This is a genomic window from Nonomuraea sp. NPDC050691 (assembly GCF_040654455.1).
Classification (GTDB): domain Bacteria; phylum Actinomycetota; class Actinomycetes; order Streptosporangiales; family Streptosporangiaceae; genus Nonomuraea.
Window position 1 is genome coordinate 17125 of the sequence record NZ_JBFAIA010000058.1, and the last position, 20495, is coordinate 37619.

21 protein-coding genes are annotated in these 20495 nt (G+C 71.8%); 6 read left to right on the forward strand and 15 right to left on the reverse strand.

Going from position 1 to position 20495, the window contains the following annotated elements; genetic code table 11:
- Positions 1-3 precede the first annotated feature (3 nt).
- From AB0H81_RS21675 to AB0H81_RS21685, 3 genes are all read right to left on the reverse strand, one after another.
- Positions 4-756: an MBL fold metallo-hydrolase gene (locus AB0H81_RS21675; RefSeq protein WP_358377243.1), complete on the reverse strand. Its 753-nt coding sequence runs from the start codon at positions 754-756 to the stop codon at positions 4-6.
- On the reverse strand, positions 725-1576 hold the full coding sequence (gene murI / locus AB0H81_RS21680) for a glutamate racemase (protein WP_358377246.1): 852 nt from the start codon (positions 1574-1576) through the stop codon (positions 725-727). The genes AB0H81_RS21675 and murI overlap by 32 nt, the downstream gene beginning before the upstream one ends.
- A 63-nt stretch (positions 1577-1639) precedes the next feature.
- Entirely contained in the window at positions 1640-2431 is a 792-nt protein-coding gene (locus tag AB0H81_RS21685) for a thioesterase family protein (protein ID WP_358377249.1), read from the reverse strand.
- Between the two features lie 240 nt (positions 2432-2671).
- On the opposite strand from AB0H81_RS21685, the gene AB0H81_RS21690 reads away from it, so the two are divergent.
- Complete coding sequence (locus AB0H81_RS21690) at positions 2672-4591, forward strand: DUF3352 domain-containing protein (protein WP_358377252.1); 1920 nt, start codon at positions 2672-2674, stop codon at positions 4589-4591.
- A gap of 70 nt (positions 4592-4661) precedes the next feature.
- Here the strand turns inward: AB0H81_RS21690 and AB0H81_RS21695 are convergent, their stop codons facing one another.
- From AB0H81_RS21695 to clpS, 5 genes are all read right to left on the reverse strand, one after another.
- A complete protein-coding gene (locus tag AB0H81_RS21695) occupies positions 4662-5609 on the reverse strand; it encodes a cysteine synthase (RefSeq protein WP_358377255.1) in 948 nt (315 codons plus the stop codon).
- Position 5610: 1 nt separating this feature from the next.
- A complete protein-coding gene (locus AB0H81_RS21700) occupies positions 5611-5883 on the reverse strand; it encodes a MoaD/ThiS family protein (RefSeq protein ID WP_358377258.1) in 273 nt (90 codons plus the stop codon).
- Between the two features lie 137 nt (positions 5884-6020).
- Positions 6021-6422 (reverse strand): M67 family metallopeptidase, encoded by a 402-nt coding sequence (locus AB0H81_RS21705; RefSeq protein WP_358377261.1) that lies wholly within the window; start codon positions 6420-6422, stop codon positions 6021-6023.
- 9 nt (positions 6423-6431) lie between these two features.
- Positions 6432-6953, reverse strand: a complete 522-nt coding sequence (locus tag AB0H81_RS21710; protein ID WP_358377264.1) for a DUF2017 domain-containing protein — start codon at positions 6951-6953, stop codon at positions 6432-6434.
- A gap of 10 nt (positions 6954-6963) precedes the next feature.
- Positions 6964-7257 (reverse strand): ATP-dependent Clp protease adapter ClpS, encoded by a 294-nt coding sequence (gene clpS, locus AB0H81_RS21715; protein ID WP_358377267.1) that lies wholly within the window; start codon positions 7255-7257, stop codon positions 6964-6966.
- Positions 7258-7297: 40 nt separating this feature from the next.
- Between clpS and AB0H81_RS21720 the strand changes: the two genes are divergently transcribed.
- The 3 genes from AB0H81_RS21720 to AB0H81_RS21730 all read left to right on the forward strand — a co-directional run bounded on the left by AB0H81_RS21720 (position 7298) and on the right by AB0H81_RS21730 (position 10065).
- Complete coding sequence (locus tag AB0H81_RS21720) at positions 7298-8587, forward strand: nicotinate phosphoribosyltransferase (RefSeq protein WP_358377270.1); 1290 nt, start codon at positions 7298-7300, stop codon at positions 8585-8587.
- A gap of 15 nt (positions 8588-8602) precedes the next feature.
- Positions 8603-9172, forward strand: coding sequence for a nicotinamidase (locus AB0H81_RS21725; RefSeq protein WP_358377272.1), 570 nt, complete (start codon positions 8603-8605; stop codon positions 9170-9172).
- Positions 9173-9351: 179 nt separating this feature from the next.
- On the forward strand, positions 9352-10065 hold the full coding sequence (locus AB0H81_RS21730) for a hypothetical protein (RefSeq protein ID WP_358377275.1): 714 nt from the start codon (positions 9352-9354) through the stop codon (positions 10063-10065).
- A 69-nt stretch (positions 10066-10134) separates the two neighbouring features.
- On the opposite strand, the gene AB0H81_RS21735 is transcribed toward AB0H81_RS21730, so the two are convergent.
- The gene (locus AB0H81_RS21735) at positions 10135-10311 is read right to left on the reverse strand and encodes a hypothetical protein (RefSeq protein ID WP_358377278.1); all 177 of its coding nucleotides are present in this window, start codon (positions 10309-10311) and stop codon (positions 10135-10137) included.
- A 73-nt stretch (positions 10312-10384) separates the two neighbouring features.
- Here AB0H81_RS21735 and AB0H81_RS21740 point away from each other — a divergent pair, with 73 nt between their 5' ends.
- Positions 10385-11443, forward strand: coding sequence for a LacI family DNA-binding transcriptional regulator (locus AB0H81_RS21740; protein ID WP_358377281.1), 1059 nt, complete (start codon positions 10385-10387; stop codon positions 11441-11443).
- A 127-nt stretch (positions 11444-11570) separates the two neighbouring features.
- On the opposite strand, the gene AB0H81_RS21745 is transcribed toward AB0H81_RS21740, so the two are convergent.
- From AB0H81_RS21745 to AB0H81_RS21770, 6 genes are all read right to left on the reverse strand, one after another.
- Complete coding sequence (locus AB0H81_RS21745; RefSeq protein ID WP_358377284.1) at positions 11571-13322, reverse strand: DEAD/DEAH box helicase; 1752 nt, start codon at positions 13320-13322, stop codon at positions 11571-11573.
- Positions 13323-13456: 134 nt separating this feature from the next.
- Positions 13457-14572, reverse strand: a complete 1116-nt coding sequence (locus AB0H81_RS21750) for a hypothetical protein (RefSeq protein ID WP_358377287.1) — start codon at positions 14570-14572, stop codon at positions 13457-13459.
- Positions 14573-15112: 540 nt separating this feature from the next.
- Entirely contained in the window at positions 15113-16510 is a 1398-nt protein-coding gene (locus tag AB0H81_RS21755) for an MFS transporter (protein WP_358377290.1), read from the reverse strand.
- Positions 16511-16519: 9 nt separating this feature from the next.
- Positions 16520-17641: a zinc metalloprotease gene (locus AB0H81_RS21760; RefSeq protein ID WP_358377293.1), complete on the reverse strand. Its 1122-nt coding sequence runs from the start codon at positions 17639-17641 to the stop codon at positions 16520-16522.
- A 77-nt stretch (positions 17642-17718) separates the two neighbouring features.
- The gene (locus AB0H81_RS21765; protein ID WP_175594019.1) at positions 17719-17979 is read right to left on the reverse strand and encodes a DUF3039 domain-containing protein; all 261 of its coding nucleotides are present in this window, start codon (positions 17977-17979) and stop codon (positions 17719-17721) included.
- A 94-nt stretch (positions 17980-18073) separates the two neighbouring features.
- Positions 18074-19684: a DHA2 family efflux MFS transporter permease subunit gene (locus AB0H81_RS21770; protein ID WP_358377296.1), complete on the reverse strand. Its 1611-nt coding sequence runs from the start codon at positions 19682-19684 to the stop codon at positions 18074-18076.
- Between the two features lie 153 nt (positions 19685-19837).
- Between AB0H81_RS21770 and AB0H81_RS21775 the strand changes: the two genes are divergently transcribed.
- Complete coding sequence (locus AB0H81_RS21775) at positions 19838-20494, forward strand: TetR family transcriptional regulator (RefSeq protein ID WP_358377299.1); 657 nt, start codon at positions 19838-19840, stop codon at positions 20492-20494.
- The last annotated feature ends 1 nt before the right edge of the window (position 20495 follow it).

Consider the following 20495-nt stretch of genomic DNA (forward strand, 5'->3'; position numbering starts at 1 on the left):
TTCTCAGGCGAAGTCGTAGACGGCGCCGCTCCTCGCCAGCTCGATCGGGCCGCCGTAGCCGCCGCGGGAGGCGTCGTCGAGCACCGTGGCCTGGTCGTTCCAGGGAACGAGATGGGTGAGCACCAGCCGGCCGGCCCTGGCCTTGGCCGCGTGGGCGGCGGCCTGCCGGCCCGACAGGTGCAGGTCGGCGGGCAGCCCGGGACGGTCGACGAAGGACGCCTCGCACAGCATGAGGTCGGTGTCCTCGGCCAGCTTGACCAGCTCGGCCGACTCGCCGGTGTCGCCGGAGTACGCGATCGACCGGTCGCCGTGGGAGACGCGGAAGCCGTACGCCTCGACGGGGTGGTTGACCAGGCGGGCCGTCAGCGTGAACGGTCCCACCTCGAAGCTGCCGGGCGTCAGCGTCCGGAAGTCGAAGGCCGTCTCCAGCGCCGGCTCGTCGGGCATGCCGTACGCGGCGGCCAGCCGCTTCGAGGCGTCGGCCGGGGCGATGACGGGCACGCGGGGGTAGGGCGCCTCGGGGCCGTAGGTGCGGGCCACGTGGTAGCCGCACATGTCGAGGCAGTGGTCGGCGTGCAGGTGGGACAGGCAGATGGCGTCCACGTCGTACAGGCCGATGTGCCGTTGCAGGACGCCGAGGGCGCCCGCGCCGAAGTCGAGCAGCAGCCGGAACCCCTCGGCCTCGACCAGGTAGCACGAAGCAGGGCTGTCGGGGCCCGGGAAGCTACCCGAGCAGCCGATGATGGTCACCTTCATGTGGGCCTCCGTTGCTGGTAGTACCCCCCACCGGTGTGACTTCGACCGCGTCGATCTCCGGGCCCAGGAAACGCCGTCCCAGGTGGGCGAACAGCGTGGAGTCGCCGGTGGCGCGGAAGCGGTGCCGGGGGGTGACGTCGCTTGCGGCCGCCAGGCCACGGTCGTGCAGGATCCGATAGACGTCCTTGGCCGTCTCATCGGCGCTGGAGACCAGCGTGACCTCGTCGCCGGCGACATAGGAGATCGCGCCGGTGAGGAGCGGGTAGTGGGTGCAGCCGAGGATGAGCGTGTCGCACCCGGCCTCGCGGATGGGGGCCAGGTACTCCCGGACCGCCGCGATGACCTCCTCGCTCGTCGTCTCCCCGCGTTCGATGTACTCGACCAGGCGTGGGGCGGCCACGCTGGTCAGGCGTACGTGGGGGGCGGCGGCGAAGGCGTCGTGGTAGGCCATCGACGCGACGGTGGCCCGGGTGGCGATCACGCCCACCTCGCCGGTGCGGGTGGCCCGCACCGCGCGGCGGGTGGCGGGCTGGATCACCTCGACCACCGGGACGTCGTAGCGCTCCCGCGCGTCGCGCAGGACGGCGGCGCTGGCGCTGTTGCAGGCGATGACGAGCATCTTGACGTCGTTGGCGACGAGGTGGTCCATCACCTCAAGGGCGTACGCGCGCACCTCGGCGATGCTCTTCGGCCCGTACGGCTGGCGCGCCGTGTCGGCCACATACGTGATGGACTCGTGGGGAAGCTGGTCGATGATCGCCCGGGCGACCGTCAGGCCGCCCACCCCGCTGTCGAAGATCCCAATGCTCGTGTCCGGCACGTTTCAGAGGGTAGGCGACCCGCGTCCTGCGCACTGCGTAAGAATGCTCACACTGCGTTCGTGTCACCCCCGTCCCACGCGCGCCAGTTGCCGGGACTGCGCGACGAGCCGGCCGCGGGAGTCGCGCACCTCGACCTCCTCGTCGAACCAGCCGCCGGAGACGAGCCGGCCGCTGCCGATGAGCGTGAGCCAGCCGGGGGCGGGCAGGGCGCGCAGGTGCCAGGTCAGGTCCACGGTGGGCGCCCAGCCGCGCGCTCCGGCGGAGAAGACCACGGGCGGGAGCGCGTCGACCGCGAGGGCGAGCACGTACGGGTCGGGGTCCTGGGGCTCGGCCATCCGGAAGTACGCCCGTGACTCGGGCCTGCCCGTCGGGCGGCCGCTCAGCCAGCCGATCGTGGGCGGGTCGAAGCGCATGTCGAGCTGGGCGTTGAGCGTCATGCCGGACTCGGGCTTGGGGTCGGGCAGCCGGACACAGGCTTCGGGTCGCGGCATGACATATCCGGTTTCATCGGCATACGTGGGCTCGTCGTCCTGGAGTGTGGCGGTCGTCACCAGCGCCTCGATCTGGCTGACGCCCTCCTGGACGAGCGAGGCCCGGGTGAAGGCGACCGTGCGGCCCGCCTTGAGCTGCTCGACCCGGACCCGCGCCGGGCCGGCGGCCGGGGAACGGTGGAACTGCGCGGTGGTGCTCACCGGGTGCTCGAACGGCGAGGAGTCCACCACGGCCCGCAGGAGCACGGCCATCAGGTAGCCGCCGTTGAGCGGCCCGCCGATGGCGTAGCCGGGGTCGAGGCAGACGTCATAGGTGGTCTCGTCGACCCTGATCGCCTGCGTGGCCTCGTCGAACTTGGTCATCAGCCCTGCCTCACACGGTACCGAACTATATTCTAGTAGCCCGCACACTCTACGCCATCCCGATGTCAGCGGACCTACCAGGGGAAACGGTCAGCACAGCTACAGGGTGGGCCGGGGGTGTACGCGGGAGGCACGTTCGTGCCCCGGCATCCGGCGGCCGTCTTCAGTGCATTGCAAGCGCCCGTACAGCAACATCAGCTACCTTTCCTGTGGTCAAAAGTCCACATTGTGAGTTGAGTGATGTCTGCGAATAATCCCCCTCGTGGCCAGGATCCTGATCGGACGACGGCGTACCGCTGGAGTCAGGAGCAGTCCCCCAACCCGCCGACCACGCCGCTCGGCCAGCCGTACCCGCCGCAGCAGCCGTACGCGGGCGGTCAGTACGGCCAGCAGGCCCCGTACGGAGAGCAGGCGTCCTCGGGACAGCAGCCCGGGTACGGGCAGTCCTACGGCCAGCCCGCGTACGGCCAGCCCGACCACGGCCAGGCCGCCTTCAGCCAGCAGGCCGGCTACGGCCAGCAGCCGTACGGCCAGCAGCAGCCCGGCTACGGCCAGCAGGAACACCTCCAGCAGGGCTACGGCCAGCAGAGCCAGCAGGGCTATGGGCAGCAGGGCTACGGCCAGCAGGACCAGCAGGGTTACGGCCAGCAGCACGCTTACGCCCAGCAGGGATGGCAGCAGCAGGGGCCCGACGGGTTCGGTCCCGCGCAGCCGGCCGGCAAGAGCCGCAAGGGTTGGATCATCGCCGTGGCCGCCGCCCTGGCCGTGGTGCTGCTCGGCGGCGGCGCCGTCTGGGCCGTGGGCGCGATCGGCGGCGGCGGCACGCAGCCGCACGAGGTGCTGCCGCCCAACGCCATCGCCTACGCCCGTCTCGACCTGGACCCGGCGGCCGGCCAGAAGCTGGCGCTGTTCCAGATCGGCCGCAAGTTCTCCGTGACCAAGGACGCGTTCACCGGCGAGGACCCGCGCCAGGCCCTGTTCAACACCCTCAAGAAGGACGACAGCAGCCTGGCCAAGATGGACTTCGCCCGCGACGTGGACCCGTGGCTCGGCAGCCGCATCGGCGTGGCCGTGATGCCGCCGGCGGCGGCCGGCAAGGAGCCGGACTTCGCGGTGGCCGTCCAGGTGAAGGACGAGGACGCGGCCAAGGCCGGCATCGCCAAGCTGATGGGCAAGGACAAGTACGGCATCGCCTTCCGCGACGACTACGCGCTGCTCACCGACGAGCAGGCCAAGGCCGACAAGTACGCCGCCGAGTCCGGCAGCCTGGCCACCGCCGCCGACTTCTCCGACGACCTGGACGCCGTGGGCGAGCAGGGCGTGCTGTCCTTCTGGGCCCGCCTCGGCGAGATCGGCAAGCTGGCCACCACGGACATGACCGCCGAGCAGGCCAAGGCGCTGGAGCAGGTGAAGAACGCCCGGTTCGCCGGCGCGCTCCGCTTCGACAGCGCGTACGCCGAGCTGGCGGGCGTGGTCCGCGGCGCCGAGGGCCTCGTGGACGGCGACCTGGAGGGCGCCAAGCTGAGCACGCTGCCCGCCTCCACCGCCGGCGCGCTGTCCATCTCGGGCCTCGACCAGATCGTCACCAAGAAGTGGGCCGAGATCGAGAAGTCCATGGCGGCGACCCCCGGCGGCGCGGAGTTCAAGCAGTTCGTCGAGCAGGCCAAGCAGACCTACGGCCTCCAGCTCCCCGACGACCTGGCCACGTTCCTCGGCAAGAACCTCACGGTGGCCGTGGACAGCGAGGGCCTCGACAGCGACCAGATCAAGGGCGGCGTCCGCATCGTCACCGACCCCGCCAAGGCGCAGGCCGTCTTCGACAAGGTCGAGAAGGCCATGACCTCCAGCGGCCAGCCCGCGCCCAAGGTCGCCAAGGTCGCCGGTGACGGCACGTTCACGCTGGCCACCACCGACGAGTACGCCAAGAAGCTCGCCGAGGACGGCACGCTCGGCGACAGCGAGACCTTCACCACAGCCGTCCCGGACCCCGACAAGGCCACGTTCGCGCTCTTCGTCGACCTGGACAAGGTGGAGAAGTACTACCTGCAGGGCATGGAGGGCGAGGAGAAGGCCAACGCCCAGGTGCTGCGCGCGGTCGGCCTGAGCGGCACGCAGACCGACACGGAGGCGACGTTCTCGCTGCGACTGCTGTTCAACTGACCCTCACGGGATCACGCACGCGAAAGGCGGCCGGCTCCACGCCGGCCGCCTTCGTGTTCAGGGGGGCGTCTCACGCCCAGAGCTGGCCCTCCAGCCGCTCCTCCGCCTCGTCGAGCGTGCCCTCGTACGCGCCCGTCGACAGGTACTTCCACCCGCCGTCGGCCACCACGAACACCACGTCGGCCCGCTCCCCCGCCTTGACCGCCTTGGCGGCCACCCCGAGCGCCGCGTGCAGGGCGGCGCCGGTGGACACGCCGGCGAAGATGCCCTCTCCGGCGAGCAGCTCGCGGGTGCGGCGCAGCGCGTCGGCCGAGCCCACCGAGTAGCGGGTGGTCAGCACCGACTCGTCGTACAGCTCGGGGATGAAGCCCTCGTCGACGTTGCGCAGGCCGTAGACCAGCTCGCCGTAGCGGGGCTCGGCCGCCACGATCTTCACGTCGGGCACCCGCTCGCGCAGGAACCGCCCGACGCCCATGAGCGTGCCGGTGGTGCCGAGCCCGGCGACGAAGTGGGTGACCGTCGGCAGGTCCTCCAGGATCTCCGGGCCGGTCGTCTCGTAGTGGGAGCGCCAGTTGGCCGGGTTGCCGTACTGGTAGAGCATCACCCACGACGGGTTGGCCGCGGCGAGCTCCTTGGCCCGGCGCACGGCCTCGTTGGAGCCGCCCGCCGCCGGCGTCGAGATGATCTCGGCGCCCCACATGCGCAGGAGCTGGCGGCGCTCCTCGGAGGTGTTCTCCGGCATGACGCAGATCAGCCGGTAGCCCTTGAGCTTGGCGGACATGGCCAGCGAGATGCCGGTGTTGCCGCTGGTCGGCTCCAGGATCGTGCAGCCGGGGGTCAGCAGCCCGTCCTTCTCGGCCTGCTCGATCATCCACAGCGCCGGACGGTCCTTGATCGAGCCGGTCGGGTTGCGGTCCTCCAGCTTCGCCCAGACACGCACGTCAGGCGCGGGCGAGAGCCGGGGCAGCCCGACCAGAGGGGTACGACCCACCGACTCGATCAGCGAATCGAAACGCATGTCACCCGCCGGCGACGGCCGGGAGGACGGTCACGGTGTCACCGTCGGAGACCTGGGTGCCGAGGCCGCCGAGGAAACGGACGTCCTCGTCGTTCAGGTAGACGTTGACGAACCGGCGCAGGTTGCCCTGGTCGACCAGGCGCTCCTTGATGCCGGGGTGGGCGGACTCCAGGTTGCTGATCAGCTCGTCGAGGGTGGCGCCCTCGGCGGACACGGCCTTGGCGCCGCCGGTGTAGGTACGCAGGATGGTCGGAATGCGAACCTCGATGGCCATCTCGCTCAGTCTCCTCAGGTCAGGTCGTCCCATCGGCGGCAACGCCGACGGCTGGATGCGAATTCCAGGTCAGCGACAGTCGTAGACGACGACAGCCGGGGTGTGCGCGAAGAGGAAGCTCTGCACCGGCCGGACCATCATGGGATGAACCTTACCTCTTCCTCGGAGACGACTCCGTCGACGATCCGGAAGGAACGGAACTCCACGTCAAGCTCGTCCCGGGTCGAGACGAGCACGTAGTGGGCGTCGGGTTCGGAGGCGTACGAGATGTCGGTGCGCGACGGGTACGCCTCGGTCGCCGTGTGCGAATGGTAGATCACGACCGGCTCCTCGTCACGGTCGTCCATCTCGCGCCAGACGCGCAGCTGCTCCATCGAGTCGAAACGGTAGAAGGTGGGCGAGCGCTCGGCGTTCTCCATCGGGACGAAACGCTCCGGCACGCCGCCGCGCCCCGCGATCACACCGCACGCCTCGTCGGGGTGATCGGCACGCGCGTGGGCGATGATCCGGTCCACGAGTGTCTGCGAGATCGTCAGCATGCCCGGAAGCTACCAGAGGGCCCGGACCAGGGTGTCCTGGAGGTAGGTGAGCCAGTCGTAGGTCACGTAGGCGGGGTAGCGGGGGTCGTCCTCGGACATCGTCGCGATCTCCTCGTGGACCTCTTCCGTCACCTCCAGCCGCACGCCGAGGGTCAGCCGGACGTCGTTGAGCGCGCGCAGCCACGCCTGGGCCTGCTCGGGCGTCAGCTCCGTGCGTCCGGGCCGGGCCGTGTCGAGCATGGTGCGCGCGTCGGCGCGCTTGCCGTCGCGCAGCGTCGCCTCGGTGTAGCGGCGGAACTCCGCCGCGTCGTCCGTGTCCTCGTACGCCGAGGGGAACAGCCGCGCCAGCACCGGGTCGGACGGCGCCTCGCCGGCGCCGATGCCGAGGGCCCGCTCCAGCGGGTCGTCGCCGGTCTCCCCCGGCTCGACCAGGCCGAGCACCAGCTCCACCAGCGAGCGCAGGATCGCCACCTCCGGCGCCTCGAACTCGGCGACGACCACGCCGCCCTTCGACGAGAACCCCGAGCTCACGCGCGCCGCCTCACTTGATCGAGTCCGGCTGGACCGTCGCCCACAGGCCGTAGGAGTGGAGAATCTGCACATCGCGCTCCATCTCTTCGCGCGTGCCGCTGGACACGACGGCCTTGCCCTTGTGGTGGACGTCCAGCATGAGCTTCTCGGCCTTCTCGCGGGTGTAGCCGAAGACGGTCTGGAACACGAACGTCACGTAGGACATGAGGTTCACCGGGTCGTTCCAGACGATCGTCACCCAAGGCAGATCGGGCCGGACGTCCGATGACGGACGCTCGACGGCGATTGGAGCGGTGCTACCCACATTCACCATCCTGCCCTACCTCCGCCGTAGTCTTCGAGTCGTGACATTGCCCATGAGCACCGCGTTGCTGACTGATCACTATGAGCTGACGATGCTGCAGGCGGCTCTGCGAAGCGGCGCCGCCCAAAGGCGGGCCGTTTTCGAGGTGTTCGCCCGGCATCTTCCCGGCGGCAGGCGCTACGGCGTGGTCGCCGGGACGGGCCGCGTCCTCGACGAGCTGGAACACTTCCGTTTCGGTGAGGAACAACTCACCTTCCTGCGGGAGCACCGCGTGGTCGACGCGTCAACCCTGGAGTTCCTGGCGGAGTACCGCTTCTCGGGCGACATCTGCGGATACGCCGAGGGCGAGCTGTACTTCCCCGCCTCGCCGATCATGGTCGTCGAGGGCACCTTCGCCGAGGCGGTGCTGCTCGAGACCATGATCCTGTCCATCCTCAACCACGACTCGGCGATCGCCTCGGCCGCCTCGCGCATGCGCAACGCCGCGGGCGGGCGGCCCCTCATCGAGATGGGCTCGCGCCGCACCCACGAGCGGGCCGCGGTCGCCTCCGCCCGCGCCGCCTACCTCGCCGGGTTCGCCTCCACCTCGAACCTCATGGCCGGCCACGTGTACGGCGTCCCCACCGCCGGTACGGCCGCGCACGCCTTCACGCTGCTGCACGACTCGGAACGCGAGGCGTTCGAGGCGCAGATCGCCTCCCTGGGGCCCGAGACCACGCTGCTCGTCGACACGTACGACGTGGCGGACGCCGTGCGCACCGCCGTCGAGCTGGCCGGCAACAAGCTGGGCGCCGTCCGCATCGACTCGGGCGACCTCGCCGCCGCAGCCCAGGAGGTCCGCGAGCAGCTCGACGCGCTGGGCGCCTTCGACACGCGCATCCTCGTCACCTCCGACCTCGACGAGTACGCCATCGCCGCGCTCGCCGCCGCCCCCGTGGACGGCTACGGGGTGGGCACGTCGCTGGTGACCGGGTCCGGGGTGCCGACGGCCGCGCTCGTCTACAAGCTGGTGGCCCGCGAGACCGCCGCGGGCGAGCTGGAGCCGGTCGCCAAGCGCTCGGTGGGCAAGCCGTCGCGCGGCGGGCGCAAGCACGCGTACCGGCTGTTCGACGACCAGGGCCGGGCCGAGACCGAGCTGATCACCACCTCGGCCGAGGCGCCCGAGGGGGGCATGCCGTTGCTGCGCGAGCTGGTGCGCGACGGCGAGCCCGTGGGCCGGGAGCCGCTGGCGGACGCCCGCGACCGGCACGCCGAGCGGATCGCGACGCTCCCCCAAGAGGCCCTCAACCTGGGGCGAGGATACGCGGCGATTCCTACAGAGTTCGCCTGACGTATCGTGCTTTTTATGGGCACCGCTTTGATCATTGTTGACGTGCAGAACGACTTCTGCGAGGGCGGCAGCCTCGCCGTGGCGGGCGGCTCGGAGGTGGCCACGGCGATCACCCGGCACGTGACCGACCATCCCTACGACCACGTGGTGGCCACCCGCGACTACCACGTGGACCCGGGCGAGCACTTCTCCGAGAGCCCCGACTACGTGGCCACCTGGCCGCGCCACTGCGTCGTGGGCACCCCGGGCGCCGACTTCCACCCGGCGCTGGACGTGGCGGCCGTCGAGGAGGTGTTCAGCAAGGGCGCCCGCACGGCGGCCTACAGCGGCTTCGAGGGCGCCTCGGGCGACGGGGTGAGCCTGGCGGCGTGGCTGGCCGAGCACGGGGTGCATGAGGTCGACGTGGCCGGCCTCACCACCGACTACTGCGTGCACTTCACGGCGCTGGACGCGGTCAAGCACGGGCTGGCCGTACGGGTGCTGCTGGACCTGACGGCGGGGGTGTCCCGCCGCACGACGGACCTGGCCCTGGCGGAGATGGAGGCAGCGGGCGTCGTCCTCCACGGCGCCCCGATCGTCCGCTGAGACGTCCACGATCCTGGGACGTACACGCTCCGGGATGTGAACGCTCCTGAGACCTACACGCCCCTGAGACGTACACGATCCGCCAGGGATCGTTCAGAGGATCGTCAAGCGGGAGCGCCCGCGCCGAGGGACAAGTAACACGGAGAGTCACTTGTCCCATCCCGGTGTGAGGTCGCTTCATGCTCGTCTTCTCTCTCGGACTGGCCTGGCTGGTCCTCGGCCCGTTCAGCCTGTGGGTGCTCGTCTCCGGCCGGGTGTGGGCCCGGGCCGGCGCGGTCATGACGCTGACGATGCTGGAGGTGGCGACCATCGCCACGAACGCCGCCCGCGTCCCCGTCCCCTCGCCGCACGACGTCGCCGGGGCGGCGTCACGGGGGACGCGGACGGAGTGCGTGGCGCGGGAGCCCGTGCCCCAGGCGGGCCGGGTGGACGGCCGGCGCGGCGGGCTGGTCCTGTACTGGCCGGCGACGACCGGGGAGTGCGCGACGGCCGACGTGGTGCTGCGGGCCGACGGGAACAGGCTCACGGTGTGGCTGCACGAGGGCTCCGCTCCCGGTTCCCCCGCCGTGAGCGCTCCGGGCGCTGGGCACGGCGCTGGTGAGAGCGTGCCGGACGAAGACCGTGGTGCTGGTGAGAGGGCGGCCGGGGGAAGCCCTGAGCATGCTCCGGGCGGGAGCGTGCAGGGTGGCGCCGTGACGACGGTTCCTGTCCGGGTCGAGAAGGGGCGGGCCTCGCTGCGGGTGCCGCTCGCGGGTGCGGCCGGCGGCCACGGCCGGCCCTCCGGCGACGCACGTCAGGCGCGCGCCGGCCGTTACGTGCTGATCGACGGCAGGACCGGCCACCGCATCCCTCGACAGAGCCCTCCCAGCGCGGACCACCGACCCGCCACCTGACCCGGCCCCGCCGCGACCGGTACGGCCAGCAGCCGGTGAGCGGATCGAGGCGGTCGGCGGTCGGTACGGCTAGCAGGCGGTGACCGGGTCGAGGCGGTCGGCGGTCGAGCGGAGGGCGACGGCCAGCCGCCGCCTGACCTGGGCCCCGCCCCGTGATGCCTTGACCGGCGCGTCGGGGAGAGCCTCGTGGAGCGAGTCCCGGTAACCCATCGCTGTCTGGTGCGCGAGGACCTGCATGGCGTCCATCTTGCCTCCTTAATCAATTAAGACCTTAATTGATTAAGAACGGTGTCGCAAGGAGCTCCGCTACCGTTGGGGGATGGCCAAGGTCACGCTGCAGACGATCGCCGACAGGCTGGGCGTGTCGCGGGCCACGGTCTCCTACGCGTTCTCACGGCCCGACCAGGTCAGCGCGGAGCTGCGGCGGCGCGTCATGGAGGTGGCCGACGAGCTGGGCTACGCGGGGCCCAATCCCACCGCCCGATCCCTGCGGCTCGGCCGGGCCGGCGCGCTCGGGCTGCTGTTCAGCGAGACCCTGGCCTACGCGTTCGCCGACCCCTACGCCGTCGGCTTCTTCCAGGGCCTGGCCACCGCCGCCGAGGACGCGGGCGTCGGGCTGCTCATCCTCCCCCTGCCGCACGGTGACAAGCGGACCGAGCCGGTGCGCAACGCCGTGGTGGACGCGTTCTGCGTCGTCTCGCTGCCCGACGGGCACCCCGCGCTGGACGAGGTGCTCGGCAGGAGGCTGCCCGTGGTGGTGGTGGACGAGCCGTACGTGCCCGGCCACCCCTTCCTCGGCATCGACGAGCCGGCCGCCGGGGCGCTGGCCGCCCGGCACGTCCTGGAGCTGGGACACCGGCGCCTCGGCGTGGCCATGGTCGGGCTGCACGACGACGGCCACATCGGCTGGTCCGATGTGGCCCGGCAGCGGGCGGCGACCTTCGAGGCCATGCGCGGACGGCGCGACGGCTACCAGGCGGCGGCAGAGGAGGCGGGCGTCGACTGGGCCGGGGTTCCGTTCTACGAGCTGAGCCGCAACTCCCGCGAGGCGGGCCGGCAGGCGGGCCACGCCCTGCTGGCCAGGAGCCCCAGGCCGACGGCCATCCTCACCAACACCGACGTCCTGGCCCTGGGCGTCCTCGACGCCGCCGCCGACCTCGGGCTGGACGTCCCGGGCGAGCTGTCGGTGGTGGGCTTCTCCGACAGCGCCGCTCAGGACGCCGGGCTCACGACCATCAGGCAGGCCAAGCAGGAGATCGGCGCGGAGGCGGGCCGCCTGCTGCTCGCGGGCGCGCCCGCACGGCCCGAACGCCTGCTGTTCCCGCACGAGCTGATCGTGCGCGCCTCGACCGCTCCCCCGCCGCAGGAGCGACGCTGACGGCTCCCTCATAGCAGGAGCGACAGTGACGGCTCCCTCATACCAGGATTGAACCGACGGCTTCCCATCCGGGACGCCGGCCGGCGGCCGGATCCCCTTCGGTAGGGGCCCGGCCGTCGTGAGGTGGTCAGCGGCGCTGGGTGGCCCAGTTACGGATCTTGGCGATGCGTTCCTGGATCTGCTCGGCCGTCGCCTGGGCGATCGGCGGCCCTCCGCAGGCGCGCCGCAGCTCCGAGTGGATGACGCCGTGGGGCTGGCCCGTGCGGTGGTTCCAGGCGCCCACGAGGCCGTTGAGCTCGCGCCGGAGCTCGGCGATCCGCTCGTGCGGCGTCAGCGCGGGCTCCTCCTCCTTGGTGGGCTGGCGCCGCTTGGCCGCCTGCTGGTCCGACTGCCGTTTGCGCAGCAGCGTGGCCACCTGGTCGGGCTCCAGCAGCCCCGGCAGGCCGAGGAAGTCCTCCTCCTCGGCGGAGCCCACCGCGGCGCCCGTGCCGAACTCGCCGCCGTCGAACAGGACCCTGTCGAACGTCGCCGACGTCTCCATCGTCTCGAACGGCAGCTCGTCACCGAGGACGTCGGGGTTGTCCTGCTTGCGGTTGGCCTGTTCCAGCAGGCTGTCGTCGAGGCCGTCCTCGGGCGGGCGGCGGTTGAGGACGTGGTCGCGCTCCACCTCCATCTCGTTGGCCAGCCCCATGAGGGTCGGCACCGAGGGGAGGAAGACCGAGGCCGTCTCGCCGCGCTTGCGGGCGCGCACGAAGCGCCCGACGGCCTGGGCGAAGAACAGCGGGGTCGAGGTCGAGGTGGCGTAGACGCCGACGCACAGGCGCGGGATGTCGACACCCTCCGACACCATGCGGACCGCCACCAGCCAGCGGTCCTGCGAGGCGGCGAACGCCTTGATCTTCTTGGACGCGCCCGGGTCGTCGGAGAGGACGACCGTGGCGCCCTCACCGGTGATGTTGCGCAGGTGGCGGGCGTAGGCGCGGGCCGTCTCGTGGTCGGTCGCGATGACCAGGCCGCCGGCGTCGGGCACGCCGCGCCGCACCTCGGTGAGCCGCCGGTCGGCGGCCTGCATGACCTGCCGGATCCAGTCGCCCTTGGGGTCGAGCGCGGCGCGCCACGCCTGGGAGAGCTGGTCCTTGGTGAGCGGCGTGCCGAGCGTGGCGGCGATCTCGTCGCCGGCCCGGGTGCGCCACTTCATCTCGCCGGAGTACGCGAGGAAGATCACGGGACGGACGACGCCGTCGTCGAGGGCGGGGCCGTAGCCGTAGGAGTAGTCGGCGACGCTGCGCTTGAGGCCCTCGGCGTCCTCCTCGTAGCCGACGAAGGGGATGGGGTTGTCGTCGGAGCGGAACGGCGTGCCGGTGAGCTGGAGCCGCCGGGTGGCCGGCTCGAACGCCTCGCGGATGCCGTCGCCCCACGACTTGGCGTCGCCGGCGTGGTGGATCTCGTCGAAGATGACCAGCGTCTTGCGCGCCTCGGTGCGCGCCCGGTGGAGGGCCGGGTGCATGGCGACCTGGGCGTAGGTGACCGCGACGCCGGTGTAGTCGCGGGAGGTGGTGCCCTGGCTGTTCTTGAACTCGGGATCGATGCCGATGCCGACCCGGGCCGCGGCGTCGGCCCACTGCCGCTTGAGGTGCTCGGTGGGGGTGACGATGGTGATCGCCCGGATCACCCCCCGCTCCAGCAGCTCGCTGGCGATCCGCAGGGCGTAGGTCGTCTTGCCCGCGCCGGGGGTCGCCACGGTGAGGAAGTCGCGTGGCTCACGACTGGTATAGAGGTCGAACGCCTGCTGCTGCCACGCGCGGAGCTTGGGGGCGGTGCCCCAGGCGGCCCGGTCGGGATAGGAAGGCGACAGGTGGGACGCGGCGAAGGTGCTCACCGCATCACCTCTGGGGTTCGTGTGCTTCGCTCTCTCACAGTGACCCAAGGGTAATCGGGGACACCGACAAGACGTGCCGTGCACCGGGGATCCTGGCCAAGGTCGTCCTTGCGTGCTATTGGGCGTCAGATGGCTTATCGCACGCTCGCCAGCAGCGCGTCCAGCGCCTGTCTGCGTGCGGGATCCTCGGGCTGGAGCAGCCCGAGGACGAGGACGGCGTCGCCGTCGCGGGTGAGCAGGATCACTCTCAAGTACGCGGGCCGGTTGACCACGTCCTGGTACTCGGCGCGCAGCGCGCGGGTGTGCCCGCCGGGGAGGCCCTTGTCCTCGACCACGCCGACCCTGTCGCCCTTGAGCAGCAGCCGCGAGTACAACTCGGCGGCCTGCGCGGCGGCCTTCCTGGGGTCGTCCACGCGGTCGCTGAGCGGCTTCGCCATGACGACCCCGCCGGCGCCGTCGCGGGCGACCGAGGTGAACCCGGTCACAGGCGGCACCGCTCCCGCGTGCCAGCCTTCGGGCAGCGGGATGACGACCTTGGACCGGGAGTCGGCGAGACTGGCCGGGGACCCGGGCTCGTCCGTACGCTGCAGGACCGCCACCGCGAGGAGGGCCACGGCGGCGACGGTCGCCAGCAGCGCGAGCGCCGTGCCGGCCCGCCGCCAGAGCTGGCCGCCGGCCCGCCTGGGGAGGCCGGGGTCGGTGGGGGCGCCGTACATGCGGGCGGAGGGCGGGAGCGAGTCCCAGGGGGGCCGGGCGTCCCGCCAGGCGCCCTCCTGGCCGCCGGCGTGAAGGTCGCCGGAGTCGTCGCCTTGGTCGTCGCCTTGGTCGTCCCATTGGTCCTCGTCGTCCTGTTCCGGCCGACCGCCCCGGCCGAGCAGGCCGCCCCGCCCGTCCCGGCCGAGCAGACGATTCCCGCCGAACCTGCGGCCCCGGTCCTGGTCGGCCCGTTCTGGCCGGTCGTCCTGGGCGTCGAGGTCGTCCGGATCCTCCGCGCCGTCCAGGTCGTCGGGGTCTTCGCGGCGGGGGCGGCCGGTGAGCCAGCGGGCCAGTCCGCTCCTGGCCGTGTCCGGGAGCGCGTCGCCTTCCGAACGGGTGGGCCGCGGGCTCCACGGGCGCTGCGCGGCGTCGTCCTCGTGGGACGCCGGCTTGCGGCGGAAGACCGGGGCCCAGGACCCGTGCTCCAGGTCGGGATCGTCGTCCTCGGGACCCCAGAACTCCTCGTCCGGGTCCTCCTCCCTGCCTCCCCGCACGGGACCGGACCGGGACAGCGCGCCAGGAGCGGACCGGGACACCCCCTCGGAAGCGGACCGGGACACCGCGCCGGAAGCGGACCGGGGCTCCCTGTCAGGGCCGGGCCGGGGCGCCGCGTCAGGGGCTGAGCGGGAGTGCGCGTCAGGGGCGGAGCGGGGGGCCGTGTCCCGAGGCGGGTCCGGGGCGGCGGCCACGGGCCGGAGAGGCGGCTCCGGGCCGCGTCTGCGGCCCGCTCCCCCCGCGGTGCCCTGCGCGCCTCTCACCGGCGGGTAGGGCGGCTCCCCGGCGCGTCCCTGGGCCGGCACGGCCCGCGGGTCCGGGGAGTCCGGCGAGTCCGGGGAGTCCGGCGAGTCCCGGGGAGAGGTGCGGCGGTGCCTCGCCCCGCTGCTCGGGGGCCAGACCAGGTGGTCGTCCTCCATGACACCTCCTCGCCGCTGTCCTATCACTCCTCGCGCCCGCGGTCCGGCGAACCGTTGCAGCTGTGACAGGTGGGGCGGAATGTGCCTTCTTCCCAGGTGAGGGAGGCGCCGGAGGAACGGTCAGCGGACGCGCGGGGCGAGGAGGGTGGCGCCGAGGGCGAGGGCGCCCATGACGCAGCAGATGACGACGTACCCGCGGGCGATCTCCGCCGGGCTGTGCCCGATCATGTTGATCAGCGCGCCGCCCACCCCGAGCGACAGGGCGGACCCGAGCATGTCCGTCACCGACAGGGCCGCGCTGTTGGCGCCCTGCTCGCTGACCGGCGACTGCTTCAGCGCCGTGACGCTGACCGTGGTCATGCCGAGGCCCATGCCGAACCCCGCGATCACCCACGCCGGCACCGCGATCCATCCGGTGACGCCCGGCAGCACCGCCGGCAGGGCCAGCAGCACCCCGGTCATGACGCAGGCCGCGCCGAGCCGCAACCGCCGGTACGGCTCGGCGGTGCGGCGGCTCTGCAGGAACGACCCGGCCGACCACCCGAGGGCGCCGGTGGTCAGCGCGATGCCCGCGGTCGTGAGGTCGAACCCCTTGACGGACTGGAGGGCGAGCGGGATGAACGCGTTCACGCCGAAGAAGGGCGCCGAGAACATGCCCCGCATCATGATCGTCGTGGGCAGTCCGCGGCCGAAGCGCAGCGCCCCCGGCGGCAGCAGCCTGCTCAGCCCGTACAGCAGGAGGGCGAGGCCCACGACGGCCGCGATCGCGCTGGGCAGGGGCGTGACGTGCAGCCGGTCCACCCCGTACAGCAGCACACCGGCCCCGCCCGCGGCCGAGGTGGCGGCGACCGTCATCGGCAGCGGGCGCGAGCGCGGCCCCTCCGAGCGGGCGGCCTCCTCCTCCGCGGGATGCCGGCGCAGCGCGGGGACCAGCATGACGAGGGCGGGCACGACGAGCGGGACGATGCCGTAGAACACCCACCGCCAGCCCCACGCGCTCGCCACGAACCCGGCCACGGCCGGGCCCACCATGGCGGGCACCACCCAGGCGGCCGACACCGCGGCGAAGACCTTGGGCCGCATCGCCGCCGGGTAGACGCGGGCGATCATCACGTAGAGGGCGACGACCGTGGAGCCCGCGCCGAGCCCCTGCACGGCCCTGGCGACCAGGAACAGGACCTTGGTGCCGGCGGCCCCGGCCAGCGCCATGCCGGCGACGAACAGCACGAGGCCGAGCAGGAACGGCGCCGTGTAGCCGCGCCGGTCGGACCAGAGGCCGGACACCACGTTGGCGAACAGGCTGGCGATGAGGAAGGCCGAGAAGCTCAGCCCGTACAGGTCGAGCGCCTGGAGCTGCCGGGAGACCTGCGGCATGACGACGCCGACCGACATGCCCTCGAAGGCGACGAGCGTGACCACGAGCAGGATGCCGACGGTGGGCGCCCGGTAGGCGGCCCCGAGGATGCCGGCGTCCTCGGCCGAGTCGTATGGAGTGTCGAGCGCCTTCGGTCCTGTCACCGGGACATCTTAAGTGTGGCGCGATCGCGCGGCGAGGCGGCCTCCCTCTTCTGTCCGCGCCGCCGCCTGGGTGGGCGCCGGGGTCCGGTAGACGACCCACATCTCGCGCATCCGCGCGGCCTGGCCCGCGGTGAACTCCCGCATGCAGGCGTCCCTGGCGTAGTCCATGAAGTTGTGGACGGGGTCCGGCTGACCGTCGGGGGTGCAGGTGTCCTTGGACTCGGGGCACCCCTCGGTGGGGCTGGCCTCGGGCGGGGTGTCGTCGATGCCGTCGCCGGGGTTCGCGCAGCCGTTCTCGAAGGTGTGGAAGAGGCCGAGCCAGTGGCCGATCTCGTGGACGGCGGTGTAGCCGCGGTCGTAGCCGGTGAACGAGCCGCCGGGCAGCGTGCGCCAGTCGACGACGACGCCGTCGATCTGCGGGTTCTCCTTGTACCAGTACGGATAGGTGGAGAAGCCGAGCACCTGCCGGTCGAGCTGGGCGATGTAGAGGTTGAGCGTCTCGGGGCCGCCCTTGCGCAGCGCCTGCTTCATGGCCGTCTCGTTGGTGGTGGGGTCGGCGAACCACTCGGCGTTGCGCACGAGCCGGGCGCCCGCCAGGCGGAAGGTGACTCCGGTGTCGACGCCTCCGAACTTGCCGGCGTAGGCGTCCCTGAGCGTGGCGAACTGCGCCTTGACGGCGGCGGTGGCGGCGCGGGTGACGCCGTCGGTGAGGACGTGGACCCACACGGGCACGACGACGCGCCCGGGCGCCCTGCCGCCGGCCAGGCCCTTGCCCAGCTCGGCGAGGACCCGGCCCACGTCCTGGGGCTGCGGCTGGCGCGGCTCGGGGCCGCGGTCACGGACCCGCCCGGCCGCCTCCGGCGCGCAACGCGCCGCCGGGTCACTCGTGTCCGACGCCCCGACCAAGGTCGCGTACGGCGCCCCCGTCCAGGCCACGTCCGGCGACCCCACCAAGGCCGCGTCCGACGTGCCCGGCCAAGGCGTGTGCGGAGGGCCCGCCCAGGTCACCGCGGCCACCGCGCCAGGACCCGGCGTCCGGGCGGGCAGCGGCGCGGCCTCGCCGCGGTGCGGCGGCGCGAGACCGGTCGCCAGCAGGCATGCCAAAGAAACGGCGGTCGCGCGCCGGGCCATGCAATCCCCCGTTACCGATCGAGCTGATCAGATTACCGACCGTAACGCGACCGGGAAGGATCACATGGGAGCAACACTCACTGGTTCTTGTCGTCGCCCTGGCCGCCGCCCGGCGGGAGACCCTCGTAGATCTCCTTGCACTCCGGGCACACCGGGTACTTCTTCGGGTCGCGGCTGGGCACCCAGACCTTGCCGCACAGGGCGCGGATCGGTGTGCCGGTCACCATGCTCTCGGTGATCTTGTGCTTGTCCGCGTAGTGCGAGAACCGCTCGTGATCACCGTCGCCATGCGACGTCCGCGGCGTCGTTTCCTGCTCAGGGAGGATCTTCGTGCTCACCTCACCGAGTCTATGCCCCGCCGTCTCCTGCCCCGGGCAGCCGTACGGCCCCCGCCCGGGGAGGGCGAGGGCCGCACGGGACGACCGGGGGGCGTCAGCCCATGTGGACCGGGGCGCCCTGCTCGGACTTGCGGCCCGCCTTCACGAACAGCGTGAGGGCCGCCGTGAGCAGCATGACGCCGGTGCTCACGAGGAACGCCACGTGCATGCCGTCCATGAACGCGTTGTGCACGGCCGGGCCGACCATCTTCACGAGCTGCTCGGGTGCGCCCGCCGGGAGCCCGCCATACGCGGCGGCCTTCTCCAGCAGCGAGAGCTGCGCGGGTGCGATCTGCTGGGCCACCGGGCCGAGGTAGCCGGGCAGCTTGTCGGCGATCTCGCCCGCCATGACCGCGCCCAGGATGGCGGTGCCGAGCGCGCCTCCGACCTGCATGGCCGACTGCTGCACGCCGCCCGCGACGCCGCTGAGCTCCACCGGGGCGTTGCCCACGATGATCTCCGTGGCGCCGACGAAGACCGGCGACAGGCCGAACGCGAGCAGGAGGAACGGGATGCCGCTCTCGACGAACGAGGCGTCGATGCTGAGCTGCGACATGAGGAACATCGAGGCGGCGGTGATGACCAGGCCGATCGCCATGGTGACCTTGGCGCCGAGCCTGCCGATCAGCATGCCGGCCAGCGGCGAGGCCACGATCATGCCGGCGCTCATCGGCAGCATGCGCAGGCCGGCCTCGAGCGGGCCGAGGCCGTGGACGCCCTGGAAGAAGAAGCCCAGGAAGAACATCGCGCCGAACATGGCGAACGCGACCATCATCATGAGCACGGTGCCGACCGAGATCGACAGGTTGCGGAACAGGGACAGCGGAACCAGCGGCTGCCTGGCCCTGCTCTGCCAGAGGATGAACGCGGCGATCAGCACGACGAAGCCGGCGAGGAAGCCGAGGGTTCTGCCGTCGCCCCAGCCCCACTCGGGCGCCTTGATGACCGACCAGACGAGGGTGAACATCGCGCCGGACAGCAGCACCACGCCGAGCCAGTCGATGCGGGCCAGCGTCTGCGCGCGGTTCCCCTTGATGAGCAGCGCGCCCATCACCAGCGCCACGATGCCGACCGGCGCGTTGATGAAGAACACCGACTCCCAGCTCACCTTCTCGACCAGCAGGCCGCCCACGATGGGGCCGGCGGCGCTGGACAGGCCGATGATGGCGCCCCAGGCGCCCATGGCCTGGTTGAGCCTCTCACCGGGGAAGGCGCTGCGCAGCAGGGCCAGCGCGTTGGGCTGGAGCAGCGCGCCGAACAGGCCCTGCAGCACGCGCAGGCCGATCAGGGCGCCCACGGGCGACAGGCCCGGGATGACGTCGGCCAGCTCCTGGCTGAGGCCGATGCCGATCGACGAGAGCGCGAACCCGGCCACGCCGATGAGGAACACCCGCTTGTGGCCGAACAGGTCGCCCAGCTTGCCGGCGGTGATCAGGAAGACGGCCAGGGCCAGCAGGTAGCCGCTGGTGACCCACTGCAGGTCCGACAGCGACGCGCCCAGCTCACGCCCGATGACCGGGTTGGCGATGCCGACCACCGTGCCGTCGAGCATGACCATGATGACGCCGAGGCTCACCGCCAGCAGCACGAGCCATGGATTGCCCCCGGCTCGCGCGGCACCGGACTCTGGTGCCGGCGGCGCGTCTACCGCCTTCACGTCGGCCATGAAACCCCCTCAACACATGCCTCACGCCGAGGCAAAGATCTCTCAAGACTCAGGTAATCTATGGCAGTCGCTGAAAGATCTCAAACCATTTAGAAAAGTCAGAGAGCGACTTCTGTCACAATGTGACACGACGATGTCGAGGGAGTGACGCCCATGGGTCTACGGGAACGCAAGAAGGAGAAGACGCGTCTGGCGATCCTTGACGCCGCGCTCGATCTGTTCCTCGAACAAGGGTACGACTCGACCACCGTGGAGCAGATAGCGGGGTCCGTCGACATCTCGCCGCGGACCTTCTTCCGCTACTTCTCCAGCAAGGACAGCCTCGTCCTGTGGTTCCACGACCACGGCGAGGAGATCATCACGGAGACCCTGCGTTCCCGCCCGCCCGGCGAGCCGCCGTTCACCTCGATGGTCCACGGGATGCGCGCGGTGCTGGGCGACATGCAGGGCTCGACCCCGCAGGACGCCGAGCGGTTCCTCAAACTGCGCCGGGTGCTGGACGACCAGCCCCGCCTGGTGGGCCTGTCGGTCGCCAGGGGCGCCGAGACCGAACGCCGCCTGGCCGCCGAGGTGGCCGCGCGCCGGGGCGTCGATCCGGCCGACGACCGGGTGTCGCACCTCGTGGTGGCCATCGCCATGGCGGCGGTGCGGGTCGGCTTCGAGTGCCCGCACAAGGACGAGCCCGACCTGGGTGAGGTCGTCGAGCAGATGGGGGAGACGATCACGCTCGTGGAGAGCATGCTGCGGCCCGGCTGGGACGTGCAGGACGCGCGGGAGCCGGCGGACCCGCGGGAGGCCCCGGACGTCTAGG

Bases quoted from the DNA above. Each gene is read 5' to 3' on its own strand.
- AB0H81_RS21675 (WP_358377243.1), bottom strand. From the start codon at position 756: ATGAAGGTGACCATCATCGGCTGCTCGGGTAGCTTCCCGGGCCCCGAC.
- AB0H81_RS21685 (WP_358377249.1), bottom strand. From the start codon at position 2,431: ATGACCAAGTTCGACGAGGCCACGCAGGCGATCAGGGTCGACGAGACC.
- AB0H81_RS21690 (WP_358377252.1), top strand. From the start codon at position 2,672: ATGTCTGCGAATAATCCCCCTCGTGGCCAGGATCCTGATCGGACGACG.
- AB0H81_RS21695 (WP_358377255.1), bottom strand. From the start codon at position 5,609: ATGCGTTTCGATTCGCTGATCGAGTCGGTGGGTCGTACCCCTCTGGTC.
- AB0H81_RS21700 (WP_358377258.1), bottom strand. From the start codon at position 5,883: ATGGCCATCGAGGTTCGCATTCCGACCATCCTGCGTACCTACACCGGC.
- AB0H81_RS21705 (WP_358377261.1), bottom strand. From the start codon at position 6,422: ATGCTGACGATCTCGCAGACACTCGTGGACCGGATCATCGCCCACGCG.
- AB0H81_RS21725 (WP_358377272.1), top strand. From the start codon at position 8,603: ATGGGCACCGCTTTGATCATTGTTGACGTGCAGAACGACTTCTGCGAG.
- AB0H81_RS21730 (WP_358377275.1), top strand. From the start codon at position 9,352: ATGCTCGTCTTCTCTCTCGGACTGGCCTGGCTGGTCCTCGGCCCGTTC.
- AB0H81_RS21735 (WP_358377278.1), bottom strand. From the start codon at position 10,311: ATGGACGCCATGCAGGTCCTCGCGCACCAGACAGCGATGGGTTACCGG.
- AB0H81_RS21740 (WP_358377281.1), top strand. From the start codon at position 10,385: ATGGCCAAGGTCACGCTGCAGACGATCGCCGACAGGCTGGGCGTGTCG.
- AB0H81_RS21760 (WP_358377293.1), bottom strand. From the start codon at position 17,641: ATGGCCCGGCGCGCGACCGCCGTTTCTTTGGCATGCCTGCTGGCGACC.
- AB0H81_RS21770 (WP_358377296.1), bottom strand. From the start codon at position 19,684: ATGGCCGACGTGAAGGCGGTAGACGCGCCGCCGGCACCAGAGTCCGGT.
- AB0H81_RS21775 (WP_358377299.1), top strand. From the start codon at position 19,838: ATGGGTCTACGGGAACGCAAGAAGGAGAAGACGCGTCTGGCGATCCTT.